21 protein-coding genes and 3 pseudogenes are annotated in these 19,271 nt (G+C 64.3%); 15 read left to right on the top strand and 9 right to left on the bottom strand.

The window, feature by feature from the left end; genetic code table 11:
* The 4 genes from HUV01_RS03150 to HUV01_RS03135 form a co-directional block, all read left to right on the top strand.
* The coding region (locus HUV01_RS03150; RefSeq protein WP_174296865.1) for an ATP-dependent DNA helicase at positions 1 to 1,713 on the top strand (1,713 nt) is incomplete at its 5' end.
* 119 nt (positions 1,714 to 1,832) lie between these two features.
* Entirely contained in the window at positions 1,833 to 2,189 is a 357-nt protein-coding gene (locus HUV01_RS03145; RefSeq protein ID WP_174296864.1) for a hypothetical protein, read from the top strand.
* Between the two features lie 59 nt (positions 2,190 to 2,248).
* On the top strand, positions 2,249 to 2,749 hold the full coding sequence (locus HUV01_RS03140) for a GNAT family N-acetyltransferase (RefSeq protein WP_217430887.1): 501 nt from the start codon (positions 2,249 to 2,251) through the stop codon (positions 2,747 to 2,749).
* 4 nt (positions 2,750 to 2,753) lie between these two features.
* Positions 2,754 to 3,269 (top strand): DUF1697 domain-containing protein, encoded by a 516-nt coding sequence (locus tag HUV01_RS03135; RefSeq protein WP_174296863.1) that lies wholly within the window; start codon positions 2,754 to 2,756, stop codon positions 3,267 to 3,269.
* Here HUV01_RS03135 and HUV01_RS03130 read toward each other — a convergent pair.
* The 3 genes from HUV01_RS03130 to HUV01_RS03120 all read right to left on the bottom strand — a co-directional run bounded on the left by HUV01_RS03130 (position 3,266) and on the right by HUV01_RS03120 (position 5,043).
* Positions 3,266 to 3,652, bottom strand: coding sequence for a DUF3224 domain-containing protein (locus HUV01_RS03130; RefSeq protein WP_174296862.1), 387 nt, complete (start codon positions 3,650 to 3,652; stop codon positions 3,266 to 3,268). The two genes, HUV01_RS03135 and HUV01_RS03130, sit on opposite strands and share 4 nt — an antisense overlap.
* 160 nt (positions 3,653 to 3,812) lie before the next feature.
* Positions 3,813 to 4,526, bottom strand: coding sequence for a CPBP family intramembrane glutamic endopeptidase, BDIM_20840 family (locus HUV01_RS03125; RefSeq protein ID WP_174296861.1), 714 nt, complete (start codon positions 4,524 to 4,526; stop codon positions 3,813 to 3,815).
* Positions 4,527 to 4,542: 16 nt separating this feature from the next.
* Entirely contained in the window at positions 4,543 to 5,043 is a 501-nt protein-coding gene (locus HUV01_RS03120; protein ID WP_217430886.1) for a hypothetical protein, read from the bottom strand.
* 511 nt (positions 5,044 to 5,554) lie between these two features.
* On the opposite strand from HUV01_RS03120, the gene HUV01_RS03115 reads away from it, so the two are divergent.
* From HUV01_RS03115 to HUV01_RS03080, 8 genes are all read left to right on the top strand, one after another.
* On the top strand, positions 5,555 to 6,145 hold the full coding sequence (locus tag HUV01_RS03115; RefSeq protein WP_174296859.1) for a recombinase family protein: 591 nt from the start codon (positions 5,555 to 5,557) through the stop codon (positions 6,143 to 6,145).
* Positions 6,142 to 6,300, top strand: coding sequence for a hypothetical protein (locus HUV01_RS03110; protein WP_174296858.1), 159 nt, complete (start codon positions 6,142 to 6,144; stop codon positions 6,298 to 6,300). The genes HUV01_RS03115 and HUV01_RS03110 overlap by 4 nt, the downstream gene beginning before the upstream one ends.
* Positions 6,301 to 6,305: 5 nt before the next feature.
* Positions 6,306 to 6,899 (top strand): hypothetical protein, encoded by a 594-nt coding sequence (locus tag HUV01_RS03105; protein WP_174296857.1) that lies wholly within the window; start codon positions 6,306 to 6,308, stop codon positions 6,897 to 6,899.
* Between the two features lie 95 nt (positions 6,900 to 6,994).
* Positions 6,995 to 7,306 (top strand): HigA family addiction module antitoxin, encoded by a 312-nt coding sequence (locus HUV01_RS03100; RefSeq protein ID WP_174296856.1) that lies wholly within the window; start codon positions 6,995 to 6,997, stop codon positions 7,304 to 7,306.
* Complete coding sequence (locus HUV01_RS03095; protein WP_174296855.1) at positions 7,306 to 9,030, top strand: Eco57I restriction-modification methylase domain-containing protein; 1,725 nt, start codon at positions 7,306 to 7,308, stop codon at positions 9,028 to 9,030. Before HUV01_RS03100 ends, HUV01_RS03095 begins: the two co-directional genes overlap by 1 nt.
* 1 nt (position 9,031) lies before the next feature.
* Entirely contained in the window at positions 9,032 to 9,769 is a 738-nt protein-coding gene (locus HUV01_RS03090) for a PaeR7I family type II restriction endonuclease (protein WP_174296854.1), read from the top strand.
* Positions 9,770 to 9,877: 108 nt separating this feature from the next.
* Positions 9,878 to 10,759 (top strand): nucleotidyltransferase, encoded by an 882-nt coding sequence (locus tag HUV01_RS03085; protein ID WP_174296853.1) that lies wholly within the window; start codon positions 9,878 to 9,880, stop codon positions 10,757 to 10,759.
* Entirely contained in the window at positions 10,740 to 11,312 is a 573-nt protein-coding gene (locus HUV01_RS03080) for an SLATT domain-containing protein (RefSeq protein ID WP_254606342.1), read from the top strand. The genes HUV01_RS03085 and HUV01_RS03080 overlap by 20 nt, the downstream gene beginning before the upstream one ends.
* A gap of 518 nt (positions 11,313 to 11,830) precedes the next feature.
* Here the strand turns inward: HUV01_RS03080 and HUV01_RS03075 are convergent.
* A complete protein-coding gene (locus tag HUV01_RS03075) occupies positions 11,831 to 12,172 on the bottom strand; it encodes a hypothetical protein (protein ID WP_174296851.1) in 342 nt (113 codons plus the stop codon).
* 35 nt (positions 12,173 to 12,207) lie between these two features.
* Positions 12,208 to 12,351, bottom strand: a pseudogene (locus HUV01_RS03070) (IS110 family transposase); the annotation flags it as partial.
* A 33-nt stretch (positions 12,352 to 12,384) separates the two neighbouring features.
* Here HUV01_RS03070 and HUV01_RS15515 point away from each other — a divergent pair.
* A pseudogene (locus HUV01_RS15515) lies at positions 12,385 to 12,843 on the top strand (IS66 family transposase); the annotation flags it as partial.
* On the top strand, positions 12,818 to 13,255 hold the full coding sequence (gene tnpA, locus HUV01_RS03060; RefSeq protein ID WP_174296850.1) for an IS66-like element accessory protein TnpA: 438 nt from the start codon (positions 12,818 to 12,820) through the stop codon (positions 13,253 to 13,255). The pseudogene HUV01_RS15515 and the gene tnpA, both read left to right, overlap by 26 nt.
* Positions 13,256 to 13,373: 118 nt before the next feature.
* On the opposite strand, the gene HUV01_RS15065 is transcribed toward tnpA, so the two are convergent.
* From HUV01_RS15065 to HUV01_RS03040, 4 genes and pseudogenes are all read right to left on the bottom strand, one after another.
* Complete coding sequence (locus HUV01_RS15065; protein ID WP_254606340.1) at positions 13,374 to 13,637, bottom strand: GNAT family N-acetyltransferase; 264 nt, start codon at positions 13,635 to 13,637, stop codon at positions 13,374 to 13,376.
* Positions 13,638 to 13,940: 303 nt separating this feature from the next.
* Complete coding sequence (locus tag HUV01_RS03050; RefSeq protein WP_302480017.1) at positions 13,941 to 14,408, bottom strand: GFA family protein; 468 nt, start codon at positions 14,406 to 14,408, stop codon at positions 13,941 to 13,943.
* A gap of 65 nt (positions 14,409 to 14,473) precedes the next feature.
* Positions 14,474 to 15,130 (bottom strand): annotated as a pseudogene (locus tag HUV01_RS03045) (Tn3 family transposase); the annotation flags it as partial.
* 414 nt (positions 15,131 to 15,544) lie between these two features.
* Positions 15,545 to 16,171 carry a recombinase family protein gene (locus tag HUV01_RS03040; protein WP_174296848.1) on the bottom strand — a complete coding sequence of 209 codons (627 nt, stop codon included), beginning with the start codon at positions 16,169 to 16,171 and terminating at the stop codon, positions 15,545 to 15,547.
* Positions 16,172 to 16,265: 94 nt separating this feature from the next.
* Here HUV01_RS03040 and HUV01_RS03035 point away from each other — a divergent pair, with 94 nt between their 5' ends.
* On the top strand, positions 16,266 to 19,163 hold the full coding sequence (locus HUV01_RS03035) for a Tn3 family transposase (RefSeq protein ID WP_174296847.1): 2,898 nt from the start codon (positions 16,266 to 16,268) through the stop codon (positions 19,161 to 19,163).
* Positions 19,164 to 19,271: the final 108 nt, after the last annotated feature.

Here is a 19,271-nt window from a genome sequence, read left to right as displayed (position 1 = left end):
CGCGCGAGCGCGGCCGAGGTCGCGACCGCGGTGCGGCGCGCCGAGGCGACGGGTGAGCTGGTCGCGCGGGAGCGGGGCGGGGGAGCGAAGGGATTCACGACGCGCGAGGCGGTATCGACCGAGCGCCGGATGCTGGCGATCGAGGACGCCGGACGCGACCGGGCGCTGGCGTCTATGGAGAAGCAGGACGCCGCGCGTGTCGTGACAACCGCGGCGTTCTTTGCCGAGGCGCAGGGCCACCGCTGGACGGACGGGCAGCGCGAGGCCGCGACCGGGCTGTTGACCGGCACCGACCGTGTTGCGGGAGTGCAGGGCTACGCCGGCACCGCCAAGACGACCACCGTGCTCGCTACCTATGCCGAAGGGATGAGGGCCGCGGGCTACCAGGTGCGCGCGTTCGCGCCGACCGCGCAGGCCGCTTCGCTGTTGGGCGACGCGATCGGCGCGGAGGGATCGACGGTCGCGAAGGCGGTGTTGGGCGGCGAGACGCTTGTCGTGGAGGCGAGCCGGGGCCGCGAGGCATGGATAGTCGATGAGGCGTCGATGGTCGGCGCGCGCGACATGGCGAAGGTGTTGAGCCTGGCGGAGCGATCGGGCGCGCGCGTCGTGCTGGTCGGCGACGTGAAGCAGCTCGGCAGCGTGGAGGCGGGGCGGGCGTTCGGCCAGTTGCAGGACGCCGGGATGCGGACCTGGACGCTCGACAAGATCGTCCGCCAGGAAAACGACATGACCCGCGAGGCGGTGCAGGCGACCATCGCCGGCGACGGGCGGCGCGCGTTGGAGGCGCTGGACCGAGGCGGAGGCCGGGTCGCCGAGCTGGCGGACGCCGGCGATCGGCGCGCTACGATGGCGCGCGACTTCGCGGCCCTCTCCCCCCGCGAGCGGAGTCGCACCCTTGTCATGGACACCACGCGCGAGGGCCGCGAGCTGTTGACCGACGCCATCCGCGCCGAGCTTCGCCGTGACGGCACGATTGGCCACGCGGGCGTCAGCGTCGCGACTTTGGAGAGCCGCGGCCTCACCCGCGAGGAGGCGCGCCACGCGCGCGGCTATGAGGCGGGCGACATGGTGACGTTCCGGCGCGACTATGACCGGCAGGGCATCGAGAAGGGCGAGGCCTACCGCATCGCCAAGGTGGACGCCGCGGCGAACCGCATCGAGCTACACGACCGGGAGGGGCGGGCGATCGACTGGAAACTGGACAAATGGGGCCGGGGCCAGGCGGAGGCGTTCACCGAGCGCGCCCGCGAGTTCGCGGCCGGCGATCGGGTGCAGTTCACCCGCAACGACCGCGAGGCCGGACGGATCAACGGCGCGACCGCGACCGTGAAAGCGATCCACGCCGAGACTCGCACCATGACCGTAAAGGACACGCGCGGGCGCGAGCACGTCGTGCAGCTCGACCAGGCCCGCGACCGGCATATCCGGCACGGCTGGGTAGGCACCGTTCACGGCAGCCAGGGCGCAACGGCCGACAGGTCGATGACGCACCTTGAGAGCTTCCGCGCGAACACGGTGGACGCGAAGACCGCCTATGTCGCGATCAGCCGCGCCAGGAAAGGTGCGGCGGTCTATACCGACAGCCGCGAGGGGCTGGCGAACGCGATCGAGACCAGGACCGGAGAGCGCGCAACGGCGATCAGCGCAACACGCGCGGCCGAGCGGACGGGCAGCGAAAGAGCGGCATCGGGCCGCAGCATGGGATTGGGATAGGAGATTGAATGGGGAGCCGGGGCAAAAAGCGACGCAGGGCAAACGGCGAGCTGGCGGTATCGCGCGGGGGGCGTCAGGGCTTCCCGGCTCCGTTGATGGCTACATGGTCCGATGAGCCGATGGAGCCGGTGCCGGCCGACCTGCTGGCGCAGGCGCTGACCATATCGAACAGGCACGTCGCCATTGGGCAGAAGTCGAACGACGATGATGGCGGGTTCGAGGAGGACGAGGCCTTTCAGAGCGCCTTTGAGGATATGCAGGCCGCGGTCGGCGACAAGGCGCTGGCACGCAGGATCGACGCGCGCCTCTACCACTTGCGTGATTTCCTGAGCGGCGAGGGGGCGGCTCACTATTCCGTCAAGGACGACGGGACCGTTGCGATTGATGAAGACTTGCTTGCGTTCGCCGCCACAACCCCGATCACCGAGCATCCCGACGACCGGCTCAAATGGTCGCCCGAGCAGGATCAGCGATGACCGCAGGCCAAAAAGTGGCGACAATCATCAGGCCGTGCCGCGAAGACGAAGCAGGGGCGATGCTGGCGATCATCAACGCCGCGGCCGAGGCCTACCGGGGCGTCATCCCAGCCGACTGTTGGCACGAACCCTATATGCCGGCCGAGGAGCTGCGTTCCGAAATCGACGCCGGGATCGCTTTCGTCGGTTGTGAAATCGACGGCGAGCTTGCCGGGGTCACGGGCATCCAAGCGGTCCGCAACGTGGACCTGATACGTCACGCCTATGTCCTTCCCGCCTACCAGGGTCGGGGCGTCGGCACCGCCCTGATCGCGCACCTACGCGAGCGGACCAACCGGCAAATCCTAGTCGGCACCTGGACGGCCGCGACATGGGCGATCGGCTTCTATGAGCGGCACGGGTTCCGGCTTGTGCCCGAGGCCACCAAGGCACCCCTATTGCGGACCTATTGGACGGTTTCGGAGCGGCAGATCGAAACGTCCGTCGTGCTGGCGACTCCCGACCTAGAACATGAGGGCGCGGCCAGGTTGATGGGCGCGGCACGGGATTACGGGAAATAGTAGTATGACCGCTTATGTTGCCCTGCTTCGGGCCGTGAACGTGGGCGGCACCGGCAAGCTGCCCATGACGACGCTGGTTGAGCTATGCGAGGCGGCAGGGCTCGACCAGGTGCAAACCTACATTGCCAGTGGCAACGTGGTTTTCCGCAGCGACAGCACCGAGCAGAACATCCGATCCGCCCTCGAAAATCAGCTACGCGCCTACGCCGGTAAAGCTGTCGGCGTGGTGGTGCGAACCGCTTCCGAGATCGCCGACGCGCTGGCGCGCAACCCCTTCAAGGATGCACCTAGCAATCGCGTCATGGCGCTGTTCGTCGATGCGCCTCTCCCGGCCGACGCCCTAGACGGGGTGACGGGAATAAAGGACGAGCAGGTGCGCTTAGGCACGCGTGAGCTGTTCGTCTTCTACCCGAGCGGCATGGCCGCCACGCGGCTTCGCGTGCCCGGCGAAAAGCACGGCACGGCGCGAAACATGAACACGGTCGCCAAGCTGGCGGATATGGCGGCCGCCCTCGCCTAAGCGGGCAGCGTGTAGCGAAGCTGGTAATCGTGCTTTCCGGGTGAGACGATGATGTTCATGGTCCCGGTCAGCCCCGACAGCTCCTCCGTGCCGGAATCGGGCACGACGACAACCGCCAAGGATTGCGCCCCCTTATCCATCAGGCCGCTATGTTGGAGCGTGAAGGAACCACGCTTGCCCGCCAGCGTGGCCGTGACCCGTTCCATCGCGACATAGCCGGCCGATCCTTCGACCCCGCTGCGAAACGTCAGCATTTGCCCGACGCTATTACCCTCCAGATCGCCGTGAAACGTCTTGTCGATCGACATACTGCCGATCGGACTATCACCGGCTCCTAGCGGGGCCAGCTTCACATCGAACGTCCCGCTCGCTTCGCCTTCCATTGTCCCCCCGGCATTCTTAGAGGGTCAGCCTTTAGCGGCACGGTTTGCTTTGCGAAATGGCGTTAGCATTGCTCGACCGGACGGCGACAGCGCGAGCAGCGCCGCGGTTCACTGGCGGGCGGCGATCGACGCTAGGGTGAACCCTACGCTACGCCGAACCTCACCCAATCAACGAGAATGAGTTGCCGAAGTTGTGAAGCAGGACCGGCAGGAGCACGCTTCCGGTCCTTAGCCGCAACCAAACGGCGATGAACGAGGGGAGAGCCGTCAGGGCCATAGTCATCGCATCGAACGAGAAATGGCCATCCGAGAAGCCAAAAGCGTGGGCTAGGCCGAATAGGAAGCACGACAGGACCGCGCCCCACCCCCAATCGACACCGAGGAACCGCTTGCGGCCGGTGAAAGCCTGATTGAGCGCGAACAGCAGAACACCCCGGTAGAAAGGCTCTTCCTCCAATCCCGGCATGGTGAGCTGAAAGGCAACCGTTTCCGCATCGGCCTTGCCGCTAGGAAAGGCGAGCGCGATGACCACGAAGAAGGCGCAATATAGCAGCGCGACCGGTAGTGCGGCTTTCAGGCTTCCCGGTTCCTGCCGAAGCGTTAGGCCCACCTCACGAAAGCCGAACGCCGGAGTCGCGGCGATGATGAGGGTCGCGGCGAGCGCGAGCAGCTTGCCTTGCCAGTTCCATTCCCCGCCGATCAGGTGGGGCAGGACGCCATAAGCGCGCGTGAGACAGGCATCGTTGATCGCAACCAGCAGCGCCGCGATAACCAGCCAGCGCGAGGAAAACTGCCGGCGATCGAAAAGTCCGATCATGCCTCCCAAAAGCAGCAGGAGGACCAACACCCCTCCCAACCCCATCAAACCGGCCACTTAGCCCTCCCCTGCCCTAGACTGCCTGAACAGCGCCGCTTTTTAGTCGCCGGTCGCGGAGCACCGCAAGCACCGCCGCAATCCAAAGGCTGACCGCGGCCATCCAACCCGCGACCGTGCCGCCTGTAGGCGCGCCCAAGGTGAAGCCGGTACCGGCAGAAAGGATGAGTGTCGCACCCAAGGCATAGAAAGGCCGAAAGGATGCGGCATGAGCAATCGGCAAGAAATGCAGCCCGACGACCAGCGCCATCGCGGGCAGCAGCAACTCGGGGTGGTGCAGGTTGATGACGATGTTCGCCGCCAAAAAGAGGCCGACCCCTTCCGCGATACTGCTCCACATGATCGTGCGCTCGACCTCTTGCGAGGGCACGATGCCGCTGCCCGGCAAACGGATAACATGAACGGCGGCAAGCCCGATCGCGGCGAACACGACGAAGGGCACCGCCAAGACCGCGCCGGAAATGCTCCATTGCCAGTGCATCGTCAGGGCGGCGAACACCGCCCCGAAGAAGCTCATTATGATAGCGCCCCAAGTTCCCACGACACTCCCCTCGAACTACGCACGCAGGTTATGCCTGTTTACAGGAATAGGTCGAGGAGGTTGCCCAGGGGGCAACCGCGTTCCTTCCCACCAACCCACCCGTGCGGGCCGGACGGCCCGCGCAAAGGAGCGGGAGGTTGAAGGACGCGCTCTTTCCCGCTTCAGTGCCTTCAGCTCCTTCAGGGCGCGGCGCTTTTCGGCTGACCCGCAGGCGCTCTTACCCTCTCTCCTTGTCACACGCCCACCTGGTCGCGCTTGCCGCTTTCCTGGAGCTGCGCTGGCGCGCAACGACCGGGAGCGGCTGCGCTTGCCCGGGTAGGACGCGCGCCGGCGTTGCACCGGGCAAGGGTGCCGTTGTTTGTTCCCACCCACCCAGCCCGGGGGCTGGGCCTTTGGCCCGGCAGGTGGACAGAATCAGATGTTTACGCCCCCTTCTCGCCTGCTACGGTTTTCTAAGGCCTTGGCGCGGACGCAATCAGGGGGCGAAATGACCGGCACCGTCTACGGCTATGTGCGGGTATCAACCGGCCGGCAGGACATGGGCCGCGACGCCCAGCGCCGCGCGCTTGAGACGGCCGGATGCACCAAGATCATCGAGGAGCAGGCGAGCGGGCGCAAGGCGCGCCCGGCCCTTGCCGAGCTGGTCGGCAGGCTGGACCAGGGCGACACGGTGACGGTGTTCCGGTTCGACCGCATCAGCCGCTCCGTTGCTGACTTCTACGCGATCGGCGAGCGCATCCGCGAGCGCGGCGCGTCGCTTCGCAGCTTGGCCGAGCAGTTCGACACCTCGACCCCGATGGGTCGCGCCATGATGGGGTTCGCGGCAATTTGGGCCGAGCTGGAAGCCGAGACCACCCGCGAGCGCGTGAACAACGGCTTGAGCGCGGCCAGGGCGCGCGGCCAGGTGCTAGGCCGCAGGCGCGCGATCGACGCCGTGACGGCCACCAAGATCAAAGGGCGGCTGGACGCTGGCGAGCCGGGCAAGGAGCTGGCGCGCGAGTATCGCGTATCGCCCAGGACCATCCGGCGTATCCGAGAGCGGGAAGCTGCATCAGCAGCTAAGGCTCGATCAGCGTGACAACGGCATCGGCGAAGCCGCAGGAGAAGGACGGCCAGCAGCTGGAAACCGACCCAGAGCGCAAGGTGTGGGAGGCGCGCGAGGCGATCCGGCGGCAGCGCGGCCGCGAGCGTGAGGACCAGGACCGCGACCACACCCGTGGACGAGGAAGATAGGCAAAATGGAACGACCCGATATCCTCCTGATGCTACAGGAGGGATTGCCCGACGACATCGAGTCTGAGGTTCGCGCGCAGCTCGACCGCCCAGGCCTAGAATTAGTAGTAATCCGTCAGCCAGGTGGTCCCTACGCCGGTGTTGAGCTTTACCTTCCTACCGCGATTGGTTTGTTCGTTGCGGCAGGATTCTTCAACGGCGTGCTACAGGAAGCTGGCAAAGACGCTTATGTTGCGTTCAAGGTAACTGCGACCGCTTTGTGGAAGCGCGCTGCAAAATTGAACGTCAATGTGTTCGGCAGTGTTGGAAAAGTGAAGCCGACCCGCCGGTATTCGCTCGCTTACTCGGTTACTGGCGAGGTCTTACCCAACCTCAATTTCAAGTTTCTCATTCAAACTGAAGTAAGCGTAGATGATGCCGAAACCGGCATCAGCGCATTTATTGACCTAATCAACGACATTATCAATGATCGCGTTGGTGAAGAAGACTTGAAGGCGCTCCTAACCTACAGACCGGTTGGCGGAACGGTGCTCGTCACCTTCGACGCTGCAAGTCGCACTATCGTTCCGGTCAACGCTTTTGACGATCGGAATCCGTGAGCCCGCACAGGCGTTGGCAGCAAGGCCTCGAGGGATGACGACAACAGCCACTTGTCGGTTGACGACTCTCTCGAGGCATGGTCATTCTTTGTTCTATGGCAGTTGAGCCCATTCACCCCGGCCAGCTCGTTCGCGGGCAGTGCCTAGACCCGCACGGGTTGTCGGTCGCAGACGGCGCGCGCGTGTTAGGCGTCACCCGTCAGGCGTTGAACAACCTCGTGAACGGGCATTGCGGCATATCGCCGGAAATGGCGCTCCGGCTCGCACGGGCGTTCGACACCGACGCCGAGGGGTGGCTTCAGCACCAGCTCGCTTATGACCTCGCCCAGGCCAAGAAGCGGGCCGGCAGCTTGAACGTCATCCCGGTCGGAAGCCGACCGATCGAGCGCCAGGCGAGGTTGATCTAATGGCGACGGCAGCAGCGGTACCGGCGCTTCGCCAGCCGTCATTCCCTGAGTTCTGCCCCGTCACGGCCGCGGTGAACACGATGGCGAGGGCCGGCATCGAGGAGCGCGGCGCGATCTTCACGCGCCGCGAGGTTGTGGACTTCATCCTAGACCTGTCCGGCTACACGGCCGATCGGCCGCTTCACCGTTTACGCCTACTAGAGCCCTCATGCGGCCACGGGGATTTCCTGTTGCCGGCGATCGACCGTCTTCTAGCGGCATGGCGCGTCGCAGACCGTCCCGAGCCCGTCGCGGCGCTCGGAAACGCCGTGCGCGCCGTTGAGCTGCATCGCGCGTCAATCGCGCGGACCGCCGTGGGCGTGATCGACCGCCTTGTTGACGAGGGTATCCCCGACCGCGCGGCCGAGGCTTTGGCCGAGCGGTGGCTAGTTCAAGGCGACTTTCTGTTGAGCGAGCTGGACGGCCGCTTTGACATGGTGGTCGGCAACCCGCCCTATGTTCGCCAGGAGCTGATACCGGACGCGCTTATGGCCGAGTATCGCGCGCGCTACCGGACGATCTACGACCGCGCCGACATATACGTCCCCTTCATCGAGCGATCGTTGAGCCTCTTGGCCGAGGGCGGGCAGTGCGGGTTCATCTGCTCCGATCGGTGGATGAAGAACCGCTATGGCGGGCCGCTTCGCGCATTGGTGGCGGGCGGCTTCCACCTGAAAACCTATGTCGACATGGTGAACACCCCGGCCTTTCACGCCGATGTTGTCGCCTATCCCGCCATCACTATCATCGCGCGCGACGCAGGCACCGCGACCCGCATCGCACATCGTCCCGCGATCGACAGCGGAACGCTTGCCGCGCTGGCATCCCGGCTTAGGGCGGACCACGAGCCGGACCCCGCGACCGGTGTTCGCGAGCTGCGTGGCGTGGCGAGCGGCGCAGACCCTTGGATACTGGAGTCGTCCGACCAGCTCGCGCTTGTGCGACGGCTAGAGGCCGAGTTTCCGGCAATCGAGGAGGCCGGGTGCAAGGTCGGTATCGGCGTCGCGACCGGGGCCGATAAGGCGTTTATCGGCCGCTATGACGCGCTGGACGTGGAGCCGAGCCGCAAGCTCCCGCTTGTGATGACCCGCGACATAGAGGGCGGTGAGGTGGAATGGCGCGGGCTAGGCGTCATCAACCCGTTTGGCGACGACGGCCGTTTGGTCGAGCTGGCGAAGTTCCCAAAGCTCCGGTGCTACCTGGAATCCCACCGCGCTCAGATCGCGCGTCGGCATGTCGCGCAAAAGGCTCCGGCCAACTGGTACCGCACGATCGACCGCATCTACCCCGCCATCGCGGGCAAACCGAAGCTGCTCATTCCCGACATCAAGGGCGAGGCGCACGTCGTTTACGAGGGCGGCAAGCTCTACCCCCATCATAATCTCTATTTCATCACGTCGGAGAGCTGGAACGTGCGGGCGCTCCAAGCCGTGCTGCTATCCGGCATCGCCCGCCTGTTCGTCGCGATCTACTCGACGCGAATGCGTGGCGGTTATCTCCGCTTCCAGGCGCAATACTTACGGCGCATCCGGCTTCCCGAGTGGGTCAAGGTGACGCCGACCTTACAGCGCGAATTGATCGACGCGGCCGAGCGGATGGACCTAGCAGCGTGCAATCGCGCCGTGTTCAAGCTCTATGGCTTGTCAGAGGTCGAACGGGCGGCATTGGGGGGCAACGGCGAGTAGCATGGCGCTTGATCTAGCGGATTACGAACGGAAGGCCCACGAGGCCACGATGGCGTTCTGGGGCAACCGCGAGAAGGCCCGCCAGGCGCAGATCGAGGCGGGCAAGGCCGACCAGGGCGAGCGCGCTGGCGTGACCTCGGGCAAGAACATGGACGGGTTCCTTGCCCTGCTAATCGACCTTGTGGAGGCGAACGGGCTGAAAGGGGCCGATGTTCACCAGAGCCGCGCGGTGTTGACGTTGCCGGGCTACTTCCGGCCGACGAAGCTATGGGACGTGCTGGTGATCCATCGCGGCCACTTAGTCGCCGCGATCGAGCTGAAAAGCCAAGTAGGCCCGTCGTTCGGCAATAACTTCAACAACCGCACCGAGGAGGCGATCGGCACCGCGCACGATCTTTGGACGGCATACCGGGAAGGTGCTTTCGGGCAGCAGCCCCGGCCGTTCGTCGGGTGGCTTATGATGGTGGAGGACGCCCCAGAGTCCCGGCGACCCGTGACGGACCGTTCGCCTCACTTTCCGGTGTTGGAGGCCTTTCAGGGTGCGTCCTATCTCAAACGCTATGACGTGCTTTGTCAGCGCCTTGTTCAGGAACAGCTCTACGGCGCGGCGGCCGTTCTCGCGTCCCCGCGCCAGGCCGTGACGACGGGTGAGTTCGGCCATATGTCGGAGCTGACCAGTCTCAAGACGTTCGTCGCGACGTTCGCCGGACATATCGCAGCCGAGGCGGCGCGGGCATGAGTGTGAACGGTCGCAACGTGTAGGGGGCACGACATAGAGCATGGATAATCGCTGTCAGGTTCTACATTCGTTCTGGCCCAGCGGCCCGCGATATGGCACCATCACGCAATGAGCGTCGCCGACAATTTTCGAGCCTTCCGGGCCAACTACTTGATTCCCGCAGCCACGGTCGGAACAATCTCCTACCGCTATAAGCGGATCACCAAGCAGTTGAACAAGGACTTCTGGAATACGGAGTCAGAGACGGCGCATAGCCTGTACGTCGGCTCCTATGGACGCGACACCGCAGCGAATGGCGTCAGCGACTTGGACGTGGCTTTCGAGCTGCCAAGCTCAGTGTATCAGAAGTACAACGCTTACCAGACAAACGGCCAGTCCGCGTTGTTGCAGGAGGTTAAGCAATCAATCGGACGCACCTATTCGACTTCATACGTCGGTGCGGACGGCCAGATTATCGCGGTCAACTTTGACGACGGTATCAGGTTCGAGTTTTTGCCGGTTTTTGTAAATACGAGTAATACATACACGTTTGCCGATTCCAACTCGGGTGGAACCTGGAAAACGTGTGACCCGCGCGGCGAAATGACGGCCTTCTCTACTAGGGACAAGAACACTGCAAACGGCAATCTAAAGGCCGTGTGCCGAATGGCGCGTATATGGCGCGATCGGCACAGCGTTCCGATGAGCGGAATGTTAATAGACACGCTTGCCTATCAATTTATCGCTGATTGGGCGCACCGCGATAAGTCGTATCTCTACCACGATTATCTAGTGCGCGACTTCCTACTGTATCTTTCGCAGATCGACACGAGTCAGACCTATTGGCGAGCGCCGGGGAGCGGCTCTTACGTTTTCAAGAAGGGCAACTTTCAGACTCAGGCAGGCGCGTCATACAAGGACGCCCTAAGTGCCATTGAGCACGAGTCGAATGGTCGGCCTACAACCGCCCGCAACAAGTGGAGAGAGATTTTTGGCCCAACCTATCCCTGAGACCGAAGCGGCGGCTACGCTCGAAGGGCAGGTGCGAGAGTGCTTCGCGCGTGTAGTATATTCGCACAAGACTCACGAGAAACAGGGTGATATTTGCGCTGGAACGCTGAGGCGATTCAAGATTTTGCAGATCGCATTATCGGCGATCACCACATCGGGAACGCTCGCCGTGTTGTTCACCGACAATATCGGCTTGAAAGCGGTAACGGCCTTCGTGGCGCTTATTACTCTATTCGTTTCAGGTTACATGAAGGGGTTTGACCCAGGAGCGGCGGCGCAGAAACATCGTGACACTGCTGCTGATATATGGGCTATCCGAGAGTCTTACCTGTCATTACTAACTGATCTTGCGAGTGGGGCAATTATTGAGGAAGCTGCTCGGGAGAAGCGCGACAATCTCCAAAACGCCCTTGCCGCTATCTATAAGTCAGCTCCGGGTACTACCCCAAAGGCATACGGGCTCGCTCAGAAGGGCTTGCAGCGGCTTGAGGATTACACCTTCAATCCCGGCGAGATCGACAAGTTTCTACCTCCCGCGTTGAAGCGTGGTTGATCAGCCTATTTAAAAACGTCCGAAATGGCGAGGCTGGCCGGTAGCGAGCGCGTCCCATCGGGACCGCGCTCTATCTCCGCTGCGCTCCGACCGAGCCGCGCGAGCGCGTCTCGACCCTTGCGGGTGACGATCGCTCGCGCTGGCGCTGGCGCTTGGGATGAAGCGGCCGTTGGCCGGTGTGCGAGCTGAGCGCTGGCAAAGCCGTCGCGCGCCGTAATCATGCTTTGCGTGAGGAAGAGAGGGGCGCTGCCCCTCTCTCCCAGCAAGGGCCGCTGCCGGGGCCGTGGCTCACTGCGTTGCGCCCGCACCACCCCCGCCAGCTTGAACCCTTGCCCCCTCTCTCCCCGCCCCTCGCCGTGGCGGCAGGGGTCGCGCGCACGCGACCCGCTGCGCGGATCGGAGGAGAAGAAAATGGGCAAGCAGCAGACCGCCACCCCCGCGGACCCCTATCAGGGGTCGGTTCCGGCTGAGGGCAGAATGACACTCTAAGGGTGGGGCGCGAAGCACGCCGTCTGAATTTATGGTTGAGCCAGCCGTTCATGGGCCAGTCGTGCTGCGATGCGGTTTCGCCGCTGCCGGATCTTCAGCGGCACCGCGACGACAACGAATAGCCCCGCAGCACAGTAGAACCAGACCAACCCTGTATCGCGTTGGAGCAGGGCAACGCAGATGAGACAGGAGACCGCGACGATCGGGGTTATCTTGGTCACCCACCACAAGGCCGATCTCCATCCGGGTTGATCGCGCATGTCCTTGTTCACGATCAGCACGAACAATGTCGCTGTGACCTTCAAGCCGATGGCAAAAGCGGCGATCCAGCTTAAAAAGTCGATCAGGGTGGAGAAGCCGAACGTCAACATGGCGTGACGATGCGACGCAGCTTGTTGCCGGGCAGGCACCGCGGGTGGGCAGCGAAGAAGTCGAGCAGCTTGCCGCGCGTGAGCCGACGGCTAAACACGGCACGCCCCGCCGCATCCGCTCCGTGAGCGTGAAAAACATGCTTGGCGATATCCAGACCAATTGTGGTAACTTCCGACACGGACGCCTCCCTCAGTGGTGATCAACACCTCTACTCTGGCACATCGATGCCGTCGGGGGGCGTCCACCCCATCATATGCGGTCACTCAGCGGTGCTGTCCGAACCAGGCCGCTGGTCGCCGCCTTGCGCGATGTGCTCGATGCTGCCCTGCGCCGCCTGTCGCCCAAGTCCGGCATGGCCAGGGCCATCGCCTATGGCACCAAGCGTTGGCCAGCGCTCTGCCGCTTCCTTGACGATGGCCGGCTCGAGATCGACAACAACATCGCCGAGCGTGCGCTGCGCAACATCGCGGTCGGGCGCTGCAACTGGCTGTTCGCCGGCTCAAGAGCTGGTGGCGAGCGTGCCGCCGCGATCTACACCGTCATCCAGACCTGCAAGGCCGTAAGCGGTGTGCCGGCTCAACCTTGCGGGGGTGAGGAGCGGCTGCGAGTCCATGCTGATGGAAGAGGACACGCCGCTTGGAGCTATGCCGGGGTCAAGGCACGGGGCTAACCCGGAGCCGATCCGACGGTTCGAGATCCTGACCGGTGTGGGCCGGCGCCGCAGCTTTGCGGTGGACGAGAAGCTGGCGCTGGTCGCGCAGATGGATGGTTGCGCCAACATCAGCGAGCTGGCGCGTCGGCACGATCTGCGACCGTCGCAGCTGTTCACCTGGCGCCGCGAGCTGCGCTACGCGGCGGAAGCGGTGCAGGCTACCGTGCCCGAGCCGAGGTTCGTGCCGGCGGTGATTGCGTCTGAGCCGGTCGTGGTGACGAAGCCCGCGTTCAAGAAGAAGCGGGTGCAGCGTGCCCGTCAGGCAGCCGCGGTCGAGCTGGAGATCGACGGGGTGGCGGTGAAGATCGCGCAGGGCGCCGATGCCGGGGTGATCGCGGCGGTGATCGACGCGCTGAAGACGCCGCGATGATCGGCCCCGGCGCGGACGCTCGCGTGCTAGTGGGGGTCACTGCACGAAAGTGAGCTTTACGTACGCTAGGATCGAACGAACGGCGAACAGCAGGCTGTCGTGGAGGACGATCAGGCAGCTATTGGGTGCCGTAATAGGCAAAGCCGCCGTTAAGATGACGGTTCAGTTCGATGCGGCGGTGCCTTCGCATTTTGAAGGTGTCGGGTCCAACGCGCCGAACCTCGGAGAAGCCGAGGGAACGCCAGAAGCGTTCGCCCGCTTCGTTCGCTTCGAGGACTGCCAACCGGATTTCTGTAGCACCTCTCGCAGCGGCCCAGTCCTCGACTTTCAAGTAAATCGACCGGCCAACATCTCGACCCCGCTGAACAGCATCGACGATCATGAAGCCGAGATATCATGCGCCATCATGGGGATAATCGCGAAGGATTGCCGCTATTGCATATAGGTCGTCTGCTTCCTTCCAACCTAGGACGGTTTGATCGCGGGCATCCTTTTCAGGCGGCACGTCGGTGAAAAGCTCGTGAGCATCCGCCAACGTGGGCACCGGCTATATAGGCTCGCAACGTCTGGGGCGTCGGCCCCTGTGAGTTCGATCGGCGAAAGACAGGGTGATTGGGACGCCATGTGCGAGATATACAACGCCGCGAGCGTTAAGTCTGCTTTCGGGATAATAATCGCCCTTGGTCTACGTCCTCGGCGGCCAGTCGGTGGTATCAAAATCAGGGTGCTGGAACGATATAATTCCTGCCAGATGAGCGGCCGCTCGTGGCTCATCTGTTGGGTGTTCCGGCAAATTTGCCAATACCTTAAAGTCAGTGATGCGCTCAGGCGAAGCAAGCTGCTCGCTAAAATTGATTGAGTGCGGTCTGTCCATGGCGCCAAGCGCGAAACTGATGTTTCCCTCACCGTACTCAAAGGTGAGGGGTGTGCCACAATCGCGGCAAAACCCACGGCGCACCTTATTTGAACTCTGAAAATAACTGACCTGACCCCGAGTCCAAGTCACTGCATTGAAGGGCGCTCCGACGTAAGGTCCGAATAGTCCGCCAGTTGCCTTCTGGCACATTCGACAATGGCAGATGGAGGCTTCTTCTAGGTCACCCTCAACCCGGAAGCGGACCGCTCCGCACTGACATCCTCCGGTACTAGTCATCATGGCTGGAGGATTTCATATTAACTGAACGTTCGCAATGGGGCCCGTCGGTCATGCAAAGGGCTTCATGCTGCGAGGAACGACGGCAAAATGCGGAGTTGACGGAGCTGATCCGGCCCCGGCCGATCGTCCCGCTCCCAGCTATAGTCGCCGGTAAGCGCGATATGCTCCCAGCCCAGCGGTGCGATATGGCGGGCAACGTCGTCCGGCGTACCCATGTCGGCCAATGCCTGTTCGAGATAGCGGGTATTCCACAGGATGATCGCGGCGACCAGCAGGTTGAGGCCGGAGGCGCGGTAGGACTGGTTCTCGAACCGGCGGTCGCGCAACTCGCCGAGCTGGTTGAAGAACAATGCGCGGGCAAGGGCGTTGCGCGCCTCGCCCTTGTTCAGCCCGGCCTGGGTTCGCCTGCGCAGATCGATGTCCTGCAACCAGTCGAGCATGAAGATGGAGCGTTCGAGCCGCCCGACCTCGCGCAATGCCAGTGCCAAACCGTTCTGGCGCCGATAGGCGGACAGCTTGCGCAGCATCGCAGAGGCGGTGACGGTCCCGGTCCGGATCGAGGTGGCAAGCCGCAGCAGTTCGTCCCAATGCGCGGCTGCATGGTCGTGCGCGATCGGATCGCCGACCATGCCGGCGAGCAACAACCCAGCTTCCTGACCGGGCAGCAGATGCAAGCGGCGTTCCTTGATATCGCGTAAGCGCGGCGCGAAGCGGTAGCCGAAGAACGGCATCACCGATCACCCTGTCAGGGCTGCGACCTTCTGTGACGATGGCCCAGCCCGGCGTGCCGCGTTCGGTGATCGCAGGTGCCAGATGGCCGTCGCGCGACTGGCTGTCATCACCGCCCAGAATAGACAAGCATATACTCCAGAAGCCTTCACGGGGTCGCGGCGGGATCAGCGCCCATTCGACCGGGCCGGTATCGGACTGTTCCGGCAACGGGGTCGACGCTGCGGGACCAGCTCGCACGCCGTCCCGATATGCGCGCTCCAGCGCCTGGGCGATGGCACCGGCGGTATCGACGGTAAGGCCGTACTTCCGATCGGAGCGGTCCTTGGCGACGATCGCGCGCGCGATCTCACGGAACCGCGCCTTGCGCCGTGAGTCCGGCGGGAATCTTCCGGGGAGCCCGGTCATGCCGCTTCCTCGACCGGCGCCGCATCCACCCGTGCCCGTCCGACGATCGCGGCGACGGTGTTCTTGCTGAGGCACAGGTCGCGTGCGATCCAGCGATAGCTGCGGCCTTCGGCCACGAGTGCCAACACCCTGGGGGCGAGCCGGTCGGATTTGGGGCGGTCACCGGTCTGCCGCCCAAGCTTACGTCCCCGCGCTCGCGCAGCGGCGAGGCCGGACCGAACCCGCTCGCTCAGCATGTCACGCTCGAACTGCGCGATACCGGCGAGCATCGTCGCCATCATCCGCCCGTGCGGCGTATGGACCTCGAACGTCATGCCACTCATCGCGACGACCGACACGCGCCAGCCCGACAGCCGGTTCAGCGTATCGAGCAGGTCTTGGGTCGAACGTCCCCAGCGGCTGAGTTCGGTAACGAGGATCGCATCGATGTGGCGTGCCTGCGCCAGCTTCATCACCTCGGCCCGCGCCGAGCGGTTGGCCTTCATGCCCGAGGCGGTTTCGCGGAAAACCTCGACCACCTCATAGCCGCCACGCTCCGCGAAGCCGGCAAGGCCGCGCAACTGCCGCTCGCACGACTGGTCGGCGGTCGAGACGCGGGCGTAAATGGCGGCGCGTTGTCCCAATTGAACCTTCCTGAAATCAGACCTCGAAAACCCTTGATTTGCGCAGGGTCAGTGTTGTCCAAAACAGACTTCTGTTCAACAGGGACACTGCCGCATGCCGAGACGCCATATTCTGAGCGCGCGGCAACGGTCGCTGCTGCTCGACCTCCCGACTGACGAGGCATCGCTGCTGCGGCATTACATCCTGGCCGATGACGACCTGATCCACATCGATCGACGACGCCGGCCAGAGAACCGGATCGGCTTCGCACTCCAACTCTGTGCGCTGCGCTATCCAGGACGGATGCTGGTCCCGGGCGAGGTGATCCCGCTCGCAGTGTCGGCCTTCCTTGGCGCCCAACTCGGTATCGCCGGTGACGCGCTCGTTCGCTACGCCGTCCGGCGCCAGACCCGCCAGCAGCATATGGAGGTGCTGCGCTCCATCTACGGGTACAGGACGTTCCCCGGGCAGGGCGCGCCGGCCCGGGCTTTCCGTGACTGGCTGTTCGCCGAAGCCGAGCAGGCGCGCTCGAACGATGACCTTGCCCGGCGCTTCATCACCCGCTGCCGCAATACCATGACCATTCTGCCGGCGATCACGACGATCGAGCGCCTGTGCGCGGATGCGCTCGTCGCAGCCGAACGTCGCATCGAGAAGCGCATCGCCACGCGCATTGATCCGGCCGCCTACACCCGGCTCGACCGGCTGACGACCGAGATGCTGCCGGGGACAATCAGCCGCTTCATATGGCTGCGCCGGATCGAGCCGGGCAATAATTCGGCCGCGGCGAACCGACTGCTCGACCGGTTAGAGTTCCTGCGCGCGATGAATCTCGATGCCGGTCTCCTCGTCGGCGTCCCGCCGCATCGTATCGCCCGGTTGCGCCGACAGGGCGAACGCTATTTCGCCGATGGCCTGCGCGATCTCGGTGCCGACCGGCGTCGCGCCATCCTCGCGGTCTGCATCATCGAGTGGGCGACCGCGACCGCCGATGCGGTGATCGAGACGCATGACCGGATCGTCGGGCGCACCTGGCGCGAGGCGAAACAGCTGCATGACGCACGCGCGGCGGAAACCAGAGGTGGGGTTACAGCGACGTTGGACGGGTTCGCCGCACTCGGCCAGTTGCTGCTCGAAGCTCATGGAGACGGCGTGTCGCTGGAGGATGCGGTCGCGCGTGCGGCGGGATGGGACCATCTCACCCGCCTCGTCGCGACGGCCAGGGTTCTGACGGACACGCTTGGCGATGATCCGCTGGCGCATGTCGATCAGGGGTATCACCGCTTCCGTCGCTATGCCCCGCGTATGCTGCGCTGCCTCCATCTCCAAGCCGCGTCGGTCGCGCGACCCTTGCTGGACGCAGTGATCGCCATCGCCACCAAAGACGCGCTCCCGGCGACCGACGATTTCCTGCGCCCACATTCCAAATGGCGGCGTCAATTGCGGGCGAAGGGCGACGATGATGCACGCCTCCGGGAAGTCGCGGTCATGTTCCATCTGCGCGACGCGCTGCGCTCGGGTGACATCTGGCTCGACCGCTCGCACCGGTACGGTGACCTTCGCAACGTCCTCGTATCGATGGAAGTCGCGCATGCTGCGAAGCTGGCCGTACCGTCCGATCCGCATGTCTGGCTCGCGGACCGCAAGGGCCGTCTCGCCGATGGCCTCGCCCGGCTCGGTCGCGCCGCGCGCAACGGTACGATCCCGAAAGGCAGCATCGAGGACGGGACGCTGCGCATCGATCGCCTGGCCGCCGATGCGCCGGACGGGATCGATGACCTGGTGCTGGACCTTTACCGTCGCCTGCCGCCCATCCGCATCACCGACCTGCTGCTCGAAGTGGACGCCGCGCTGGAGTTCACCGACGCCTTCACCCATCTGCGCACCGGTGTTCCGTGTGGCGACCGGATCGGCCTGCTCAACGTCCTGCTCGCCGAGGGATTGAACCTGGGCCTGCGCAAGATGGCCGAGGCGTCCAACACCCATGATTACTGGCAGCTCTCCCGTCTCGCACGCTGGCATGTCGAAAGCGCGGCGATCGACCAGGCGCTGGCCAACGTGGTCGCCGCGCAAGGCGCGCTGCCGATGGCGCGGGTCTGGGGCGTGGGCACCACTGCTTCGGCCGATGGCCAGTTCTACCCCGCCGCGCGGCAGGGCGAGGCGATGAACACGGTCAATGCCCGCTACGGCAACGACCCCGGCATCAAGGCTTATACTCACGTCAACGACCGCTTCGCGCCGTTCGCATCGCGGACCATCCCCGCAACCGTCAGCGAGGCCCCCTATCTGCTTGACGGGCTGACGATGAACGAGGCCGGGCGACGGATCGAGGAGCAGTACGCCGACACCGGCGGGTTCACCGATCATCTGTTCGGAATCAGCGCCATGCTTGGATACCGCCTCGTTCTACGCATCCGCGATCTGCCGTCCAAACGGATCTACGTGTTCGATCCCGCCGCCACGCCGAGCGAGCTACGGCCGTTGGTAGGCGGCAAGGCGCGCGAGGCGCTGATCGTCTCCAACTGGCCCGACCTGTTTCGCTGCGCCGCCACCATGAGCGCGGGGCAGGTCGCGCCGAGCCGCATCCTGCGCAAGCTCGCCGCCTATCCGCGCCAGAACGATCTGGCTGCCGCGCTGCGCGAGGTCGGCCGGATCGAGCGGACGCTGTTCATCATCGAATGGATCCTCGACGCCGGCATGCAGCGCCGTGCGCAGGTCGGCCTCAATAAGGGCGAGGCGCACCACGCGCTCAAGAATGCCCTGCGCATCGGCCGTCAGGGCGAGATCCGCGACCGCACCACCGAGGGCCAGCATTACCGTATCTCCGGCCTCAATCTGCTTACCGCCATCATCGTCTACTGGAACACCCTGCATCTCGGCCATGCCGTCGAAGCCCGACGCCGCGAAGGGCTCGATACGCCCGACCACCTTCTCGCCCATATCTCACCGCTCGGATGGGCGCATATCCTCCTCACCGGTGAATATCTCTGGCCCGAGGACGTCAGCGCTTAGAGTGTCATTCCGCCCCCAGCCGGAACCGACCCCTGAACGGCGAGACGGTGCCGGGCACGTTCCGCGACAGCCTCTACCTGCTCGCGGTCGTGTTGGAGCAGGAGACCG

The sequence above is a fragment of the Sphingomonas bacterium genome, assembly GCF_903643035.1.
Taxonomy (GTDB): domain Bacteria; phylum Pseudomonadota; class Alphaproteobacteria; order Sphingomonadales; family Sphingomonadaceae; genus Sphingomonas.
This window is presented reverse-complemented; position numbering and strand designations above follow the sequence as displayed.